Origin of the sequence: Marinobacter denitrificans (assembly GCF_008795955.1) — a bacterium.
Taxonomy (GTDB): Bacteria; Pseudomonadota; Gammaproteobacteria; order Pseudomonadales; family Oleiphilaceae; genus Marinobacter; species Marinobacter denitrificans.
This window is the reverse complement of record NZ_VMHN01000002.1, coordinates 691545-706814: the sequence shown is the minus strand read 5'-3', so window position 1 is coordinate 706814 and position 15270 is coordinate 691545. Positions and strand designations below refer to the sequence as shown.

Here is a 15270-nt window from a genome sequence, read left to right as displayed (position 1 = left end):
TGGAGACCCTATCAATGCCTATTCAAAGCTCCCGCATATCCGGCTTCCACAAGCTGTCCATGTCAGACCGGCTCAACAAAGTTATCGAAGTGGCAGGTCTCGACAGGGAAGTGGAAGCTCAACTGTCCAATACCGGCAACATGGATGCTGCCGTTGTCGACTCCATGATTGAAAATGCCATCGGGAGCATGAACATCCCCCTTGGCATCGCCACCAATATGATTGTGGATGGTGAAGATGTTCTCATTCCAATGGCAACGGAAGAATCGTCCGTGGTGGCTGCGGTTTGTAACGCAGCGCGACAGTGCCGCGATTCAGGGGGATTTTTGACCTCGCTTTCCGGCTCCCTGATGATCGCCCAGGTCCAGCTTGTTGGTGTAAAGAATCCGGAGTTCGCCCGCCTGCAGATTCTTGAGAACAAGGACAGGGTCAGGGAAGTGTGTGACGAGACCGACCCTGTGCTTTTAAAGCACGGCGGCGGTTACCGCGACATTGAGGTGCGGGTTCTTGAAGGCGGGCGTACCGGTTCCATGGTGATTACACATCTGGTTGTGGATACGCGGGATGCCATGGGTGCCAATGCTGTGAACTCCATGGCAGAAGCTGTGGCGCCGCTGATTGAAGAGTGGACCGGCGGCAGGACCTATCTGCGGATACTCTCGAACCTTGCGGACAGACGCCTTGCAAGGGCCAGGGCGACCTGGTCCCTGGACGCCATTGGTGGTGAATCGGTACGGGACGGTATTCTTTCCGCCTTTGATTTTGCTGACATTGATCCCTACCGGGCTGCGACACATAACAAGGGCGTGATGAACGGTGTCAGTGCTGTGGTGTTGGCCACCGGCAACGATACCCGCGCCGTGGAAGCTGGCGCTCACGCCTACGCCGCCAGGTCGGGGCAGTATCGGTCACTGACACGCTGGGAAGTGGACCAGGCTGGTAATCTCACCGGAACGATAGAGATGCCCATGGCGGTGGGGTTGATAGGCGGCGCGACAAAATCCCATCCCACAGCCCGTGTTGCCCTCGATATTCTGAAAATCACGACGGCCGAAAAGCTGGCCAGAACCATTGCGGCCGTTGGCCTGGCCCAGAATTTCTCGGCACTCAAAGCGCTTGCTACCACGGGTATCCAGAAAGGACACATGGCGCTTCACGCCAAGAACATTGCCGTCATGGCCGGAGCGCAAGGCCCGGAGATTGATGCAGTCGCCAGGGAGATGGTCCAGGGAGGCAAGGTACGTGTGGACATTGCGGAAGAGATACTTTCACGGCTGAGAGGGTAAGCCTCCGCTACAGAGATTGCCTGATGAAATCGATAAATTTTCGGGCTCGCCTTGGCAGATACCGCCGGTCTGAGTACATTGCATAAATCGAGCGCGGCACCGGCTCGGCGTCCATCTTCAACTGTTGAAGTGAGCCGTTGCTGAGTTCAGACTCAATATAGGCCCGAGGCAGCATGGCGATGCCCAAATCGGCCTTTGCCGCCTCTACCAGTATCATGGAGTTGTCTGCTACCAGAGGGCCTGTAACCTCAACGGATACCGGTTCTTCTGAGCCGTCTGGCGCCATGAATTCCCATCGGTTGGCGTCCAGACTGAGGCTGTAAACCAGGCATTTGTGTGATTGCAGTTGCTCAATATCAGTGGGTATCCCTGCGCTTTTCAGATAACCGGGTGATGCCGCCAGGACGCGATCAAGCGCGCCCAATCTCGTCGCGATGAGGGATGAATCGGCCGGTGCCCCTATGCCCCGTATGGCCACATCAACTCCGCTGCCAACAAGGTCTGTAAGCTGATCGCTCATCTGCAAGCGAAGGGACAACGAGGGATTTTCTTTCTGGAAGCGGATAAACAGCGGCCCGAGAACTGCAATGGCCAGGGAAACGGGGCTGGCGACCACCAGCTCACCTGAGAGCTCGTCGGAATCCGCAACAGCGTCCAGTAGCTCGTTTGTCTGCCCGGTGACCGACACACAATAGCGGTAGAACCGTTCACCTTCTTCGGTGAAGCTGATGGTGCGGGTGTTGCGATTGATCAGCCTGGAACCGGTCCAGCTCTCCAGAAACCGGACGTATTTGGAGATGACTGCATTTGAGCACTGGAGCTCGTTGGCCGCAGCTGTAAACGAGCCCAGCTCATAGATTCGCTTGAAATACTCCACACCCTTGAGGCGGTCCATGCCTGTTCCCCACGCCACACCATTGATTGATGGCTGCATTATACAGGGCAGGAACCGGGGCGTGGCAGAATTACGCCGGCCACTATTTCTCACACGGTCTGAATCAGTCGGGAGTAGGGCTTTCGAACCTTTGCCATCTGCGACATTGGGTCCTGTGCGGGGTCACGGTAGCCCAGTGCAACAATAACCACGCTGCTAAGATTCTCTTTGTCGAGCCCCAGCGTGCGATCCAGCGCGGCAGGATCAAAACCTTCCATTGGCGACGCGTCGATACGCTCAACGGCTGCGGCCGCCAGTGTGAATCCAAGCGCAATATACGCTTGCTTTGCCGCCCATGCGTGTTTCTTTTCAGTGGTAGCGAAGCCATTGATGGTCCCCTTGATGGCCTCGGAAAAGCCGTTAAGGGCCGCAACGTCAAGACCTCGCTCGCTTGCCGTCAGTTGCATGTATTGGTCCACCGTTGATGCATCCAGATCGGTCATGGTTGCAAAAACCAGCAGGTGTGAGCATTCCTTTACCTGGGGCTGTGGTGCGGCTTCTTCGTGGATACGGGCAAGTTCTGCCCGGTCGCTTATAACCTTGATAGTGTAGGGCTGTAGCCCGTAGGAGGAAGGCGCCAGCCGCGTAGCTTCAAGAATTCGTGAGAGAACTGGCTCAGGAATTGATTCACCAGTCATCCGTTTTGCGGCGTACCGCCACTCCAATGCTGTCAGAAAATCCATAACAATTTACCTTCTGTGTTTGCGTGAGTGATTTGCTTGCAAGACTGTACGATTTGCCCGCTGGTATCGAGTCACGATTGGGCAAAGGAGTTTTCACGGAACGTGTGCTGATCCATAACGACGGTTCGCGGAAGATGGAGCGACATCCGATGGAGAACACGTTATGAATAACCAATCCTCAACTCGAGCCCACCAGCCCGGTATCAAGGCCGCATTCTTGTTGCTGGGCGTAGGTGTGGTCATCGCCTTGATGCTGCCATTGTCCAGGGCCGCCATGGACAATGGCATGACACCACTGGCCTATGCGTTCTGGCAGGCGCTTGGTGGCGGGGTGATCCTGGCTGTGTGGCTTCGCCGGCGCTCGCTGATCCGTCTGGACGGTAAACTTGTCCGCTACTTCGGAATCAGCGGGCTTACCGCGATTGCGGTCCCCAATGCCCTGGCGTTTGCCGTTGTTTCCAACATCGGGGCGGGCCTGACGGCGACACTTTATGCCCTGCCATCCCTCGCCACTTACGCCATCGCGGTAACACTGGGCATGGAGTCCCTGAGCAGGAAGAAGGCCATTGGCCTCAGTTTCGGAGTCGCCGGTTGCGTCTGGATACTTTCACCGAATCCAGCTGGGGTCAGCCCGGACACTTTCCCCTGGCTTCTGCTCGGATTGCTCGTTCCGTTATCCCTCGCTATTGGCAATATTTATCGCACTTGCCACTGGCCAACTGGTGCCACGCCGGAACAGCTGGCTGTCGGTATGCTCCTCGGCGGGGCCGTCCTTATATTCATGACAGTCCTTATGTCAGGCGACGCAGAGACGCTGCTGGTTGATGGTGCCCGTCTGTGGGGAATCCTGGCCGTTCAGTCAATCCTGACGGCTATCGGGTACCGTGGATTCTTCCATCTGCAACGGCTAACCTCTCCAACCTTTCTTAGCCAGCTGGGTTTCGTCATTACACCTGCAGGCATGTTGTTCGGGATTCTGTTTTATGGTGAATCCTATGGCTGGGCCGTATGGGGCGGGGTAGTGCTACTTCTGACTGGCGTTGTGCTTGCCAATCTGCCCAACTACCACCGCATTAGTTGCAGTGCGGATTAACTATCGCGACTGAACGCGACCGCTGCTTCCTCGCCTGTAGTTGCCTGCTGTCGCCAGGCCAGCATGAATATGGCCAGGCCCGCGACTGCCGTCGCCGCACCCACATAGCCGGTTGACTGCCACCCCAGACCAGCGCTGATGGCCATGCCCCCAAGCCATGGCCCCAGCGCATTAGCAACATTGAAGGCCGCGTGGTGGGAAGCAGCAGCAAGGGTTTGTGCGCCGTGCGCCACATCCATCAGGTGAGTTTGCAGAGCAGGGCCAAGGCCCACCATCAGGGCCACCAGGAAACACATCAACAGCATTGTCCAGATGTTCTCGGTGGCGTAGGGGTAGAGCAGCAGCATGGCGATACTCCAGAGCAACATCCCGCCGATGCTGCGGAACCCTAATCGGTCGAACGCCCATCCTCCCAGGATATTACCGACGAACCCTCCGAGCCCGAACACCGCGAGAGCGATCGGAATCCAGAACTGACTGACGCCGGTGACTTCCAACAGTGTCGGCGCCATGTAGCTGAACACACAGAACATCCCGGCAAAGCCGATGGACCCGATGGCCAATGGGTACCATATTTCCGGTCGGTTGAAGGCGCGTATCTCCGAGAAAGGACTCTGACGCACCTCGTCACGATTGAGGGGCAGAAAAACAATAATCATCACGGCGGTAAGGGCGGCGATCGTGCCGACAAAACCAAAGGCATAACGCCAGTCCAGGCTCTGGCCGAGTATTGTCGCGAGCGGGTTACCGATCAGTAGCGCGAGTGTCAGCCCCATCATGACCAGGCTGACGACTTTCGCCCGCCGGTTAAGCGGAACCAGGGAAGCGGCTACCAACGCCGCAACACCAAAATAGGCGCCATGGGGCAGGCCGGCTATAAAGCGGAACACCAGCAGTGACTCGTAACCGGGCGCCAGGGCGCTGGCAAGGTTGCCCAGGGCATAGAAGCCCATCAGCATAATCAGCAGGTGACGGCGGTACAGCCGGGCGCCGCCAATGGCCAGCAGTGGAGCCCCAACCACAACCCCCAGCGCGTAGGCGCTGATGAGATGGCCTACCTGTGGCTCGGTAACGCCCAGATCCTGAGCGACATTGGGCATCAGGCCCATGATGGCGAACTCGCCGGTGCCAATGCCAAACCCGCCCATCGCAAGGGAAAACACGATCAGTATGATCCTGGCAGCGGAGTAGGGAGCTTCCTGCAAAGGAGAGGACATTGAATAGCCGGCCTTGGTAGATGTGAGCGGGTTTGAAACAAGGCCAGCTATTCTGAGCTATTTCGAGGCACTTCTGAATAAGAGGATGCCCCGACTCTTAAGTCGGGGGTTTACATGGCTGGGTTTCAGATTATCCAGCCGAACAGGAAATCAAACAGGGAGCTGAAAAAACCGCCGCTGCTCTGTGTTGTGGGTTGTTGAGCTTTGGGAGGGGGCGACGACTCGGCCACCGCCGAAGGGCCTGAAACCTCTGGGGGGCCGGCTGATGTTGGCTCTTCCGGCAGCTCAAAATCGGGATCGGATTGCTGTTCGGCAACCTCGACTTCGACGGATGCTATCGCCTCGGGCTCCGTTGTCTGCTCAGGCTCCGGTATAGGTGTCGGTGCGGGCTCGGGCTCCGTTGTTGCTACCTCCGGGGCGGTGGCCGGTTCCTCAATCGTTGCTTTTTCGGTTTTATCCGGAGCGGGGGCCGCTACTTCCGGGTTGTCTGTAACCGGTTCACTTTGAAGGGTGTCCTGCTCGCTTACGCTAGTGCCATCGGATGAGGGCTCTGGTTGTGTTTCCACCTCATTCTGGGAGACTACTTCTGGCTCTGGCTCTGGCTCTGGCTCTGGCTCTGGTTTTGCTTCGGGTTCCGCCACAGCAACAACCGTTCGTGGGGCACTGGCCGTTGCAAAGTGCTCTGTGCTCAATCCCAAAGCAGCCATAGCTGACTCGCGATCTGGAACAGCGTTGTTGCTGATGGTTTCGCTGCCTTCAGTGGAGATTCCCAATGATGACAGCGTTTGCGGGTCCAGGTTACCGGTCGTTTGCAGCTCGTCGTTACCGGACTGATAACGCCGGATTGCTGAACGCAACGTGTTATCGATCCAGCCATCGGCCTTACCGATATCATGCCCAGCCCCATAGAGGGCGTTTTCTGCGGAATAAATCGTCTCCACAGGGCCGGCTTGAGCACCAACTGCAAAGAAAGAAGCCAACACTGCGACTGCGGTAATACCGGGCGCCCGGCTAAAGCGTGACTGGCTCATGGGTGGATCTCTCCCTGATACTCTTCGTTACTTTTTGTTGAGTATTGAAAGTATCAGTAATTCGAGATGCCGCCCATGACGCAGTTAACACCGTGGAACATGAATATTACGTTGATGTCTTGAAGCGACGCACCACACTACCCAGGTCTTCCGCCATATCCGCCAATGATCTGCTGGACCTGTTCACGTGGGAGATGTCGTCGGTCAGCTTATCAATCGCAGTGCTGCTGGCCTCAACGTTCTGAGTCATTTCAGCTGCAGTGGCACGTTGTTGTTCGGTAGCGCTCGCAACCTGTGTGGTCATATCCACAATCCGGTTCACAGCGGCAATTATCTCGGACAGCGCTTCGCCGGATTTAGTGGCTTCTTCGCTGGCCTCGCCGGCCATCTGTTTGGCCCTGCTCATATCAACCACGGCCCCGGCCGCACCACTCTGGAGATTGGACACAATCCGCTCGATATCACCGGTTGAGTCCTGAACCCGCTTCGCTAGCCCCCGGACTTCGTCGGCCACCACCGAGAAGCCACGGCCCGCCTCACCAGCCCGAGCAGCCTCGATAGCCGCGTTCAGGGCCAGGAGGTTGGTTTGTGCGGCGATGGCCTGAATCACTTCCAGTACGTTGCCGATTTCTCCCGATTCCTGCTCAAGGCGCTGAATGCGTTTTGAGCCTTCCTCTACCTGCTCCGCAAGCCTGGTGACGGATTTAACGGCCGTTGTTACGGTTTCTTGCCCGGAGCCGGCGAGCTCAGCTGCCTGCCGCGCAGACTCATCTGTGTCGCTGGTATTGGAGGCAATCTCATCGGAAGTCGAGACCATCTCCTGCATCGCCGCCGATACCTGGGTTACCTGATCCCGTTGCTGTTCCGCATTGGCGGTTGTGCTGTCGGTAATACCGGAGAGTGATTCGGATTCGGTGCTGAGCTTCCTGGATGAAATGACAATCTTTGAAATGATGTCTTCCAGGGTTTCCAGAAACGAGTTAACGGCGGATATGAAGTCGCCGATTTCGTCGGGCCGCCCTTTTGTCAGGCGGGTGGAAACGTCGCCTTCGTTATTGCCGATGCTCTCCAGATACGTAAGGATTTCTGTCCGCGCACGTTTAACGCTGGCGCCCATCATCCGGCTCATCAGAACTGCCACCACCAGCCCGAGAACCATGGAGGTAATAAACGCACCGAGCGTGAGATTCAGTGCGGTGTCTGTTTCTGCTTCTGCCTCGTCGGCCACGGTTTCCAGTGAGGCGAACACCTTCTGCTCAAGATCCCTTGCCAATGCGGTGATGCGCGGGCCCAGAATATCGAGCTTCTCTTCTTTGGCACGGATCATTGTTTTCTGATGGACCAGCAACTCTTTGACCGAGGCCTGGTAGGCCTGCAGGGATTCAATGGACGTATCAAAGTACTGGCTGACGTAATCAGGCACAGAGTCCATATCCAGAAACTCCAGGGCGTCTGCCACGTCTTCCATGGCATAACCCAGAGCCTTTTCCGATGCCGGGTCGCCGTCTGCGAAGAAACGTTGTGCGGCCATGCGCATGAGGAGTGTGTCGTGGATCAACTGTTCCAGAACCACACGCAATCGGCTGTCAGGTTCCCTGTTCGTCACCCCATCGATGGCCCGGCGCAGTGCTTCGGATGCGGTGGGCCCGTGTTGGTCGAGTTCATTAGCAATGATATTGAGAACCTGCTGTTTTGCGGGCACCAATTCGGTCTTGAAAATCTTTGCGAATTGCAGAGTAGCCTGTTCGATCTCGCCGACAAGCTGTGTTCGGTCTGCACTGTGGATTTCCAGCCGGGCCGCTGACAGTTCGCTGAAGAACTCTGATTCGAGTTCCTCGAAACGAGACAAAACTTCGTCCTCTCCGGCGTCGTAATAGTCAAAAACGCTCAATCTCATGTTGTAAAGATTGATCAGGACACTTGTGGCAATCGACGTTTCCGGTGCCAGGTCTCTGGCAACGGTAGCCATTCTTTTGTCCAGACTTTGAAATTCCCGGACACTGTAGAAGGTGACCAGGGCAAACAGTAAAAGAATGAAAACCGGAGCTATCAGGAGTTTTCCGCTCACGCCGAGCCGGCGTTCAATCGCTTCGAAGGTAGTTACAGCCACTGGTCTGCCTCTTTTCCTGTACTCGATGTATGGCTTAACGACTGGCCGGGGATAATCTGGAGCCAGCTGTCTGATTTTTATTCAACAAAGTTTGCCTGGCTGGCAATCATCGGTGAGAGCTTCAGGTTCCAGTGTTTCATGCCGCTATCGCTGTAGACATAATGCCCGCTCAGCGACTTCATTTTCGGAATCCGGTGTGGCTTGACGCCATTCAGGATCAACGACGCCAGGCGTGAGGCGGTAAGCCCTTCCTGATGGGCAGAGATGGTAAAACCTCCAATGGCCTGCTGTTCCCCGATAAAAATATCCCAGAACGAAAAGATGGGAACCTGGCTGCGTGTAAATGCCTGGCCTATCAGGTCGAGCGGCTCGATGTAGGTACCCTCTGCATCGCGGATTGTATGGTGGGTGCCTACAACAATGGCATCGTATTGTTCGTGGGCAGTGAAAACGGACTGCAACCAGGTGTCTTTGTCGTTGGTGAGAACAATGTCCAGTTGCGAGCCGTACACCTCGGCGCTTCTTTTCTCACCAAAGTATTCATTGACTGCATTACGCATGGTGGGGGAGTCGTCCATCAGCACCAGGAAGCGTTCATCCACCCGGAGAACCTTCTGCAAGTGCCGAATGCTTTCTGCAAAGAAGGGGCGCTCGAGAATGCCGGCAACCAGTTCATGTTCCAGTACAGGGTGTTGAACGGGGCCGCCATTAACCCCCAGGAACACCACCGGAATCTTCTTTTCAACCAGGTGGCTGGCCATCAGCGTAAACGCATTATCATCACCGAGGATGGCGACATCAGGCTTTAGCCGGGAAATGGATTGCTCAATGCTGGCCACCTTCTGTGGCCATTCGGCTTTCGGCAGGCGTTTGGTATCGAGTTCAAAGATATGGATCTCGTGGTCATCGCCAAGTACCGACTGGACGGCATCGACGTAATCCGCATCCCATTTGTATCCCAGATGGTAGCTTTGAATGACGACAACAGTTTTCGCAAAACACAGGGGGCTTACCAGCAAAAGAGCCAGGAGGAAGAAGCGCATGGATGTACCTTATTGTTATCTTAACGACGGATTTACACCCGTTCTTTCTTGTTGGTGACGCTTTTTTTGTAGTTATGGAAGTCGGATAAACAGAAACCGTGCCACAATTTCAGGCTATTGTTTTAATTACTATATTTTGATTCACCACTTGCTGCCATGGCCAGTATTGGCAGCAAGTGTCCGAAGAGCAGGACAGAAAAAACGTTATTCAGCAAAAATTGTCATTGTTTTCGGACAGTCGTGTCCTGACAGGCGGACATGATCGAGAGACGTTGCACTAATTGATTGCCATTTCTGTTTAAGAGATCATCATAACGGCCACTCAATAAACGACTTCCGTGGACACACCCGTAAACCCTGAAACGCATTGGGCAGGGCAGGGAGCCAGGCTGGCAAGAGAGAAAGCAACTGCCGATCTGGTTAACGGGCTGTTGGATGAAATGCAGGAAACGCAGAGCAGATATCTGTCCACGAGTATCTGAAAATCTCAGGCTGACGAGTAGACTCTATGAACGTAATCATCATCGGCGCAGGCATTATGGGGACCACTTTTGCCATCCTGGCAAAAGAGTTGGCACCGGATCTGGATATCACCATCCTGGAGCGGCTGGACAGTGCCGGGGAGGGGAACTCCTGGGCGTTCAACAACGCCGGAACAGGACATGAGGCGAACTGTGAGCTTAACTATACCCCGGTCGATGAAGAGGTCATTTCGGTTGAAAAAGCCCTGAAGATCCACGCCCAGTTCAATGTTGCCAAGCAGTTCTGGGCCTACCTGATCAAAAAAGGCGCCATCAAGAACCCTGCAACGTTTATAAACCAGACCAAACACTGCACCATTGTTTCCGAATCGGCGATTGAAGAATTGCGATTACGCTTCAAGGAAATGTCGGCCCATCATTTTTTCGAGCACATGCGTTATTCGGAAGACTTTGATGAAATCAAGAGCTGGATTCCGTACACCATGGAGGGGCGTCCTCGCCATGAGAAAATGGCGGCTACCGTTATTGAAACAGGTACGGACATTAACTTTGGTTCCTTGACGGAACAAATGGCTGCGCATGCTGCGCAGGATTTGGGCGTAAAGATTGAATACGGCACCCATGTAAAGCGCGTGCACCGAAGCCCGACCGGGCGGTGGGTTGTTGAAGCCCAGAGCAGGGGGGCTCCGGTCCAATATAAGACCGATGTGCTCTTTGTAGGTGCCGGTGGTGGCGCATTTCCTTTGTTGAAAAAAAGCCACTTGCCATTTCGCAGTCGATTTACCGGTTTTCCTGTGGGGGGACGTTTTCTGCAGGCGCCGATCACCCCGGAGCAGGCGGAACAATACCGTGCAAAAACCTATGGCAAAGCGAAAGTCGGCGCGCCTCCCATGTCCGTACCGCACCTGGATCTACGGGTTGTCGATGGCAAGCACTATCTGCTGTTCGGTCCTTTTGCATCCTTTAAACCGATTCTCGAAAAAGGCCGCGGCTTTTTCGATTACCTAAAATCGATTCGGCTGCACGACCTTCCGGGGTTGCTGAACGTCGCGCTGGAACACTTCCCCCTGGTCAAATATCTGGTTTCCGAGACCTTCAAAGGCGAAAAAAGCATGTTCGAGGAGCTTGATAGCTTTGCTCCGGGCCTGAGTACAAAGTTTGACTGGAAGCCGGTTCATGCCGGGCAGCGGGTGCAGATCATCAAGGACGGCGACCTGCAAATGGGCACAGAGATCCTCGTGTCCACCGACAAAACCTACGCGACGTTACTGGGGGCATCTCCCGGGGCATCGGTGTCGCCCGAAGTCATGTTGCGCTGTCTTGAACAATTATTTCCGGCTACACTTTCTAAACAAGAAGCTCTTGAGAAAAAGAGGGAAATATTTCCCGAAGATGATCTCGATGGATTAATCAACAATCCTGACCGTTACCGGGAGATTCGCGATGAAGTCAACGGACTGCTGGGGATAACACGGCCCGGGACCCAATGAAGTCGGCGAGTCAGCTTTGCAAGTTTGCGTTAAATAACTCACAGTAAAAGCTTAACCCTTAAACCCGAGGTGATCCAGGGATGAGGCTGCCGGAGTTCATTCGCGCATACATGGAAGAAATCCTGCGGATTTGGGAATACGACGCCAAAGACATTCTGCCGGTTCAGCGTCTGTCCAGAGAAACTCTGCGCGACCACGTGGAGGAGATACTCTTGGGCATTGCCGTTGAGCTTGAGAGGCCCCCCGTCGGGCATGATCGTTTTTGCGATTTCGGCCCCCAACATCCCGACTGTGAGGACTCCGCCCGCATCCATGGTTCCGAAAGGCACGACCTGGGGGCAGACATTGTCCATGTGGCCGCGGAATTCCGTGCCCTGCGTCTTACGGTTATCGAGCTATGGGTTCAATATAATGGTCCTCCTGACAAAGACGGAACCGCGGAACTTATAAGGTTCGACAACGAGATCGATGTCGCCCTGGCGCAATCCATTGAGCACTATGCGTTGAGAAAGCAAAGGCAGGGGCGACTGTTCGAAACCATGCTGTCCTCACTGCCAGACCCCTGCTATATCCTGAATCTCGAAGGCAACTTCCTGTATGCCAACGCAGCCATGGCGGAGCTTTGCCAGCTTCCGGTCGAAGAAATTGTTGGTCGGTCTTTTTCAGAAATGCCGCTGCCAGCTCAATACAATGGTAAGGATAAGCTGCAGGAGGTCATCCGCTCCAAAGAGCAGTACAAAAGTGAAGTTCAGGTAAAGAGCCCTTCCGGCGAAACTCGTTATTTTGAGTGCGTCTATGCTCCGGTCCTCGACTACCGTGGGGATGTAGAAGCCGTCGCCGGTATCGGCCACGACATTACCCACCGCAAGGAGGCGGAATCGAGGATATGGCGCCACGCCAACTACGACCTTTTAACAGGGCTGCCCAACCGTCGGCTGTTCATGGACCGCCTCAGCCAGCATGCGACCCATTCCGAGCGCACCGGCGACCCTTTTGCCTTGCTTTTTGTTGATCTTGACCATTTCAAAGGCATCAATGACAGGCTCGGGCACGATGCCGGGGACGACTTGCTAAAGATGATCGCACAGAGAGTGGATAGCTGCGTGCGACAATCAGACACTGTTGCTCGCATCGGCGGCGATGAATTTACGGTACTCTTGCTGGACACCGGCGACCGTGAGCTCATCCACGGCATCGCCAGTAATATCCTCGCCGAGCTGGAAAGGCCCTTCCAGTTGGGAGAGAACGAAGCCAGCATATCGTGCAGTATTGGTATAACACTGTTTCCAGAGGATGCAGGCACAGCCCACCAGTTGTTGAATGATGCGGATCAGGCCATGTATGTGGCCAAGCATTCCGGCCGCAACCGGCTGTGCTACTTTACTGACGTCATGAAAAGTGATCGCACCGGGCGTCGGCAGATGATCAATGACCTGCGTGAGGCACCACTGAGTGGCCAGCTCAGGCTTTTCTATCAACCCATCATTGATCTTACCAGCGGCCGTATCGTCAAAGCCGAAGCGCTGTTGCGATGGCAGCACCCTGAACAGGGGCTCAAGTTGCCGGTAGAATTTCTCGACCTGGCCGAGGAATCCGGTCTCATGTCTGCGCTTGAGCACTGGGTGTTTTCTGAAGCGGCCTCCCAGTCGGTAAAATGGTCAGAGCTGTTGGACGACACCTTCCAGCTCACGATAAATTCATCGCCCCTGCAATTTACCCAGAACATACACAGCAAACCCTGGGAGGCTCATCTGGATACCTTCCAGCAAGCTAACACCGGCATCGCCATTGAGCTCACGGAGAATGTCTTCCTCAGCGATTCAGACCAGCTGGCGAGAAATTTTTCGGAGTTAAAGGAGGCAGGTGTGCAGTTGGCGCTGGATGATTTCGGAACCGGTTATTCATCACTGGCGTACCTGAAGCGCTTCGATGTTAACTATCTCAAGATTGACCAGAGCTTTGTACGGGACGACGGGGTAGGGTCGAACAGCCATGCAATCGCCGAAACGATCATTATGATGGCCCACAAACTCGGGCTGCAGGTGGTCGCAGAAGGAGTGGAAACATCCGAACAGCGGGACTGGCTCATGGAAGCGGGTTGCGATTTTGCCCAGGGATTCTTCTTTTCAAAGCCAATGCCCGCAGTGGAGTTTGAACAATTGCTCCGTACGGGGCCAATAATTCACTGACTATTGGTCTTTAGTTGTTCGTTGTCCAACCGTGCCAGATTCGTTTGATCATCGTTTCTATCTGGTCTCGCTCAACATCCATTCACGAAACGCCTGCAAACCGGACTGTTCGGCACTGCTCGTCGGATAGACCAGATGATAGGCGTATTCCTCCGCTACGCTCACACCGATATCGAACAATTTCACCAGCCGTCCCTCGGCCAGGTCGTTCTCAACCATCTCCAATTCAACCAGGCCGATGGCATTTCCGTCCGTTACCGCTTGAACCACATGGCTTGAATCAGTGAAAGCCATACATCGACTGTCGTCGAAGTCGTCGATACCCGCTGCGGCCATCCACATCGACCAGTTCGGCCAGACCATGCCACCGGTTTGGCAATCGACATAGCAGAGGGTGTGGTGGAAGAGGTCTTGCGGCAATTCGGGTTTGACGCCGGTTTCAATCAGTCTCGGGCTGCAGACGGGGACCACAACGGTATCGAACAGGCGCTCTGATTGCGTACCCGCGTATTTGCCGTTGTCGAATCGAATTGCAGCGTCCACATCATCCACACCGAACTCCCGTACCTGATCAGTAATATCAAATGTGAGCTCCAGATCCGGATTTGACTCCCGAAAACGGGGAAGGCGGGGGAGAAGCCAATGGGTGGCAAATCTCGCACCGAGAGAAAGGCGCAGGTGGGTAGCCCCACGGGCGGTTCTTCGTGCCCGGCCAGCAGTAATTCGACGATACAGCGAGATTTATCTATGATATAGACGCTCTGTACTCACAATATTTGTGAATTGAATTCACTATGCCTCAATCCTCGACCAACCGCCTGGCGGCCATGGAAATCTTCAGCGCTGTGGTAGAGCAAGGCAGTTTTTCGGCGGCCGCCAGGGCCTGCCGGTTGACTCCATCTGCTGCCAGCAAGGCGATTACGCGCCTGGAACAGCGGTTGGGTACCAAACTGATACATCGCTCCACCCGGCAGATGCAGTTGACCGCCGAGGGTCGATGGTTCTACGAGCGTTGCCGCCATATCCTCAGCGACCTGGAAGAGGCGGAGCGGTGAGCGAGTAGGGCGGTAGCGCCTACGGGGCACTTGAGGGTGACCGCTAGTTTTCCTGTCGGCCATGGTTTTCTACTGCCGATGGTGCCCAGGTTTCTGGCACGGTACCCCGGTATTACACTGGAGCTGTCGTTGACTGATCAGGTTGTCAATCTGCTGGGCGAGGATACCGATGTGGCTATTCGTAGTGGCCCCCTCAAGAGTTCCAGTCTGGTAGCCCGAAAGCTTGGCGAAACTGCCATGGTGATAGTCGGCGCCCCGGACTATCTCGAACAGCATGGCCTGCCCACCACCGTAAAAGAACTCAGCACACACAATCGTCTGGGATTCAGTTTTTCGCGGCATGCAGTTGCCTGGCCGCTCACGTTCCAGGGTGAGCATGCTGAGCTTATGCCCCAGGGAAATCTGTTGGTCAGTGATGGGGAGACCATGCGCAAAATGGCGGTAGAAGGAGTCGGGTTAGCACGTATGACACGTTTCCTGGTTGATGACGACATACGCGAGGGCCGACTTGTGCCGGTAATGGAAGACCACAATCCCGGAGACAGGGAAGAAATCCATGCGGTTTTTCTAGGGCAGGGGCGTTTGATGCCTGGTCGGGTGCGTGCTTTCCTAGATTTTCTGTACGACAACATCCAGATAACGTCTGGTTTCTGAAAG

Annotated in this window: 11 protein-coding genes and 1 pseudogene; 5 read left to right on the top strand and 7 right to left on the bottom strand. The window is 55.1% G+C overall.

Annotation, left to right across the window (positions count from 1 at the left end; translation table 11 throughout):
* Positions 1-14 precede the first annotated feature (14 nt).
* The gene (locus FO268_RS11140; RefSeq protein ID WP_150992912.1) at positions 15-1286 is read left to right on the top strand and encodes a hydroxymethylglutaryl-CoA reductase, degradative; all 1272 of its coding nucleotides are present in this window, start codon (positions 15-17) and stop codon (positions 1284-1286) included.
* Positions 1287-1293: 7 nt separating this feature from the next.
* Here FO268_RS11140 and FO268_RS11135 read toward each other — a convergent pair whose 3' ends face one another.
* Positions 1294-2181, bottom strand: coding sequence for a LysR family transcriptional regulator (locus FO268_RS11135; protein WP_150992910.1), 888 nt, complete (start codon positions 2179-2181; stop codon positions 1294-1296).
* 89 nt (positions 2182-2270) lie between these two features.
* Positions 2271-2903 (bottom strand): nitroreductase family protein, encoded by a 633-nt coding sequence (locus tag FO268_RS11130; protein WP_150992908.1) that lies wholly within the window; start codon positions 2901-2903, stop codon positions 2271-2273.
* Between the two features lie 163 nt (positions 2904-3066).
* On the opposite strand from FO268_RS11130, the gene FO268_RS11125 reads away from it, so the two are divergent.
* On the top strand, positions 3067-3996 hold the full coding sequence (locus FO268_RS11125) for a DMT family transporter (RefSeq protein WP_150992906.1): 930 nt from the start codon (positions 3067-3069) through the stop codon (positions 3994-3996).
* Here the strand turns inward: FO268_RS11125 and FO268_RS11120 are convergent.
* From FO268_RS11120 to FO268_RS11105, 4 genes are all read right to left on the bottom strand, one after another.
* Positions 3993-5213 (bottom strand): MFS transporter, encoded by a 1221-nt coding sequence (locus FO268_RS11120; protein WP_150992904.1) that lies wholly within the window; start codon positions 5211-5213, stop codon positions 3993-3995. The two genes, FO268_RS11125 and FO268_RS11120, sit on opposite strands and share 4 nt — an antisense overlap.
* 125 nt (positions 5214-5338) lie before the next feature.
* Complete coding sequence (locus tag FO268_RS11115; RefSeq protein ID WP_150992902.1) at positions 5339-6244, bottom strand: peptidoglycan-binding domain-containing protein; 906 nt, start codon at positions 6242-6244, stop codon at positions 5339-5341.
* A 106-nt stretch (positions 6245-6350) separates the two neighbouring features.
* Positions 6351-8354 carry a methyl-accepting chemotaxis protein gene (locus FO268_RS11110; RefSeq protein ID WP_225316613.1) on the bottom strand — a complete coding sequence of 668 codons (2004 nt, stop codon included), beginning with the start codon at positions 8352-8354 and terminating at the stop codon, positions 6351-6353.
* Positions 8355-8431: 77 nt separating this feature from the next.
* Positions 8432-9397, bottom strand: coding sequence for an ABC transporter substrate-binding protein (locus FO268_RS11105; protein ID WP_150992900.1), 966 nt, complete (start codon positions 9395-9397; stop codon positions 8432-8434).
* 508 nt (positions 9398-9905) lie between these two features.
* Here FO268_RS11105 and FO268_RS11100 point away from each other — a divergent pair.
* Together FO268_RS11100 and FO268_RS11095 are read left to right on the top strand one after the other, a co-directional pair.
* Positions 9906-11369 (top strand): malate:quinone oxidoreductase, encoded by a 1464-nt coding sequence (locus tag FO268_RS11100; protein ID WP_150992898.1) that lies wholly within the window; start codon positions 9906-9908, stop codon positions 11367-11369.
* Positions 11370-11449: 80 nt separating this feature from the next.
* A complete protein-coding gene (locus tag FO268_RS11095; RefSeq protein WP_150992896.1) occupies positions 11450-13558 on the top strand; it encodes a putative bifunctional diguanylate cyclase/phosphodiesterase in 2109 nt (702 codons plus the stop codon).
* Between the two features lie 57 nt (positions 13559-13615).
* On the opposite strand, the gene FO268_RS11090 is transcribed toward FO268_RS11095, so the two are convergent.
* Entirely contained in the window at positions 13616-14236 is a 621-nt protein-coding gene (locus FO268_RS11090) for a LysR substrate-binding domain-containing protein (RefSeq protein ID WP_225316661.1), read from the bottom strand.
* A gap of 116 nt (positions 14237-14352) precedes the next feature.
* Here FO268_RS11090 and FO268_RS11085 point away from each other — a divergent pair.
* Positions 14353-15267: pseudogene (locus FO268_RS11085) on the top strand (LysR family transcriptional regulator).
* The last annotated feature ends 3 nt before the right edge of the window (positions 15268-15270 follow it).

Excerpts from the sequence above, each read along its gene's own strand:
- FO268_RS11100 (WP_150992898.1), top strand. The coding sequence starts at position 9,906 with ATGAACGTAATCATCATCGGCGCAGGCATTATGGGGACCACTTTTGCC.
- FO268_RS11140 (WP_150992912.1), top strand. The coding sequence starts at position 15 with ATGCCTATTCAAAGCTCCCGCATATCCGGCTTCCACAAGCTGTCCATG.
- FO268_RS11120 (WP_150992904.1), bottom strand. The coding sequence starts at position 5,213 with ATGTCCTCTCCTTTGCAGGAAGCTCCCTACTCCGCTGCCAGGATCATA.
- FO268_RS11115 (WP_150992902.1), bottom strand. The coding sequence starts at position 6,244 with ATGAGCCAGTCACGCTTTAGCCGGGCGCCCGGTATTACCGCAGTCGCA.
- FO268_RS11105 (WP_150992900.1), bottom strand. The coding sequence starts at position 9,397 with ATGCGCTTCTTCCTCCTGGCTCTTTTGCTGGTAAGCCCCCTGTGTTTT.
- FO268_RS11095 (WP_150992896.1), top strand. The coding sequence starts at position 11,450 with ATGAGGCTGCCGGAGTTCATTCGCGCATACATGGAAGAAATCCTGCGG.
- FO268_RS11135 (WP_150992910.1), bottom strand. The coding sequence starts at position 2,181 with ATGGACCGCCTCAAGGGTGTGGAGTATTTCAAGCGAATCTATGAGCTG.
- FO268_RS11130 (WP_150992908.1), bottom strand. The coding sequence starts at position 2,903 with ATGGATTTTCTGACAGCATTGGAGTGGCGGTACGCCGCAAAACGGATG.
- FO268_RS11125 (WP_150992906.1), top strand. The coding sequence starts at position 3,067 with ATGAATAACCAATCCTCAACTCGAGCCCACCAGCCCGGTATCAAGGCC.